General features: G+C 34.8%; 4 protein-coding genes. 3 read left to right on the top strand and 1 reads right to left on the bottom strand.

The genetic code is table 11. The features are described 5' to 3' along the window. The 3 genes from B3J44_RS21550 to B3J44_RS21540 form a co-directional block, all read left to right on the top strand. The coding region (locus B3J44_RS21550) for a helix-turn-helix domain-containing protein (protein ID WP_286971351.1) at positions 1-312 on the top strand (312 nt) is incomplete at its 5' end. Positions 313-441: 129 nt separating this feature from the next. Beyond that, positions 442-1,305, top strand: a complete 864-nt coding sequence (gene ygiD / locus B3J44_RS21545; RefSeq protein ID WP_414654824.1) for a 4,5-DOPA dioxygenase extradiol — start codon at positions 442-444, stop codon at positions 1,303-1,305. Then, positions 1,302-2,039, top strand: coding sequence for an alpha/beta hydrolase (locus B3J44_RS21540; RefSeq protein WP_286971349.1), 738 nt, complete (start codon positions 1,302-1,304; stop codon positions 2,037-2,039). The genes ygiD and B3J44_RS21540 overlap by 4 nt, the downstream gene beginning before the upstream one ends. A 69-nt stretch (positions 2,040-2,108) precedes the next feature. Here the strand turns inward: B3J44_RS21540 and B3J44_RS21535 are convergent. Continuing rightward, positions 2,109-2,615, bottom strand: a 507-nt coding sequence (locus tag B3J44_RS21535) for a TonB-dependent receptor domain-containing protein (protein WP_286971348.1), incomplete at its 5' end; no start/stop codon positions are given.

Below are 2,615 nucleotides of genomic sequence, written 5' to 3'. Positions count from 1 at the left end.
TTTTTGAGGTTATTAGAACAGCATTACAAAGAATCTAAAGATGTTAATTTTTACGCAGAAAAACTCTTTATGACTTCGCGCAACTTAAATATTATCTGTCAAAATATTTTACAGCAAAGTGTTTCGGAAATTATTGAAACTAGAAAATTAACCGAAGCCAAAAACTTATTAATGACAACAGATAAAAACATTGCCGAAATAGGTTACGAACTCGGATTTAATGAAAAAACCTATTTTACGCACGCTTTTAAACGAAAAGCAGGAATGACTCCAACAGAATTTAGAGAAGAAATGAAAAAGCTTCTTTCTTAAAAACACAACCTTTCTTCCGAAAATCGTTACCCCTTTCGTTGTAATTAAATGCAATTTTGTATCACAAATAAAAGATACTTTTTAAGCAATTAATTATAAAAAATGAATCGTAAAGATTTTCTAAAAACCATGGCAATTTTACCTATCGGAGCTGCAGCAATGAAACTCAGCTCACTTAAAACCGCTGTAGATACTTTTGGGCCTACAGAACGAATGCCAGTTCTTTTTCTAGGACACGGAAATCCGATCAATGCATTGGCAGATAATAATTTTACGCAAGGCTTTCAACAAGTGGCAAAAACACTTCCAAAACCAAGAGCGATACTTTGTATTTCTGCACACTGGGAAACCAAAGGAACTTTTGTAACGGCAATGCAAAAACCGCCAACTATTCATGATTTTGGAGGTTTTCCGCAGGCACTTTTTGATGTGCAATATCCTGCACCCGGAAGTCCAGAATTAGCCTTAGAAACACAAAAATTAATCACTTCAACTTCGGTTGGATTAGATAACAGTTGGGGGTTGGATCATGGATGTTGGACGGTTATCAAATTTCTTTATCCAAATGCCGATATTCCGGTTATCGAAATGAGTATCGATTACTCGCAACCAGCATCATATCATTATGAACTAGGAAAAGAGCTAGCTGCTCTACGCCGAAAAGGTGTTCTTATTGTTGGAAGCGGAAATACGGTTCACAATTTACGTCTCGCCGCTTGGGACAAAATGATGGTTCCGGGTTACGCTTTTGAATGGGCGCATATTGCGAATGAAAAAATGAAAAACATGATTTTGGATAAGGATCACAAATCGCTCATTCAATTTGACAAACAAGGAAGAGAATTTGAATTGGCCGTTCCAACTCCAGAACATTATCTTCCGTTATTGTACATTTTATCGCTTCAGGAAAAAGACGAAAAAGCAACGATTTTCAATGATGAGCTTGTGGCTGGATCACTCAACATGATGTCTGTAAAAATAGACAAAGCATGAGTTTAAAAAAGTTTTTTTGGATTGCATTTGCCGTCCTTATTACCCTATCAATTTTCAGTTTTACGATTATGAATTCAACTAAAGAAAAAACTAAACTGCATTATTTAATTAGAGAACCCAAAATAAAAACGGCAAATCCGCCCTTGGTGATTTTGCTTCATGGCGTTGGCGGAAACGAGCAAAATCTTTTTTCGTTTGCACCTGAATTGCCCGATAATTTTGTCGTGGTGTCTGCTCGCGGACCATTGACTTTTGGCGCAAATAGTTTCGCTTGGTTTCAAGTAGATTTTTCTACAGGAAAACCTCAGATAAATGCTGAACAGGCCGAAAATTCAAGATTAATGCTGATTGATTTTATTAATGATTTAAAGTCTGAAGTCCATTTTAATTCTGAGGAAGTTTACTTAATGGGATTTAGCCAAGGCGGAATCATGAGTTATAGTGTTGCACTTACCGCTCCAGAAAAAGTGAAAGGAATTGCCGTAATGAGCGGAAGACTTTTGCCAGAAATAAAACCTTTTATGGCAGATGAAAAGCGTCTTGAAAAACTTAAAATCTTTATTTCTCACGGAAAACAAGATGCTGTTTTAAATTATCAATACGCCATAGACGCTTCTGATTTTCTGAAAACAAAAAATTTACATCCCGATTTTCATTCTTACGAAGAAGGTCACACCGTAAATAGACAAATGTTTGATGATGTCAATCTTTGGCTAAAAAACAATAGTCTTTAACAAAAAAGCCTGTAAACATTACGTTTACAGGCTTTTTTTACAATAATCTAATTTCCTAAATAAAGTAATTTAAAAAGTAACTAATTTCACTCCCAATGTAAACCATCTTGAAGGCAGTGGCACTGCTCCTACTTCATAATACGTTGCATTGAAAATATTTTGTCCATCTAAGAAAATGGTGAATTTATTAATTGCCTGGCTTACTCTAAAGTCATTTACCCAATAAGAAGGTCCTGTAATTCTTTCGTTAAAACGAGTTGCAAACATTACAGATAGATTTCTAAACTGATAATCTATCGTATTGGTAATTTGATGTTTTAATGAAGAAATTGCATATTTTGAATACGTTTCTGTACGTGCTGTTTTAAATTCAGAATCTAAATAAGTGTATCCTAAAAGAATATTTAATCTAGAATCTTTAGAGAAATCAAATCTGTAAGTTCCACGTAAGTTGATTCCGTTTGTGTTCAAATCTCCAGTGTTCTGACTTTGCCAAGGCACCGTTGTTTCGTTACGCATCCAATCGATATAATTGTCAATTTTTCTGTAGAAATAATTCGCATTTAAGCTCAAAGC

The organism is Flavobacterium sp. UBA4854 (assembly GCF_002399805.1).
Classification (GTDB): domain Bacteria; phylum Bacteroidota; class Bacteroidia; order Flavobacteriales; family Flavobacteriaceae; genus Flavobacterium; species Flavobacterium ginsengisoli.
Note: the sequence above shows the minus strand (reverse complement) of the source record. Positions and strands in the feature narration are given on the sequence as shown.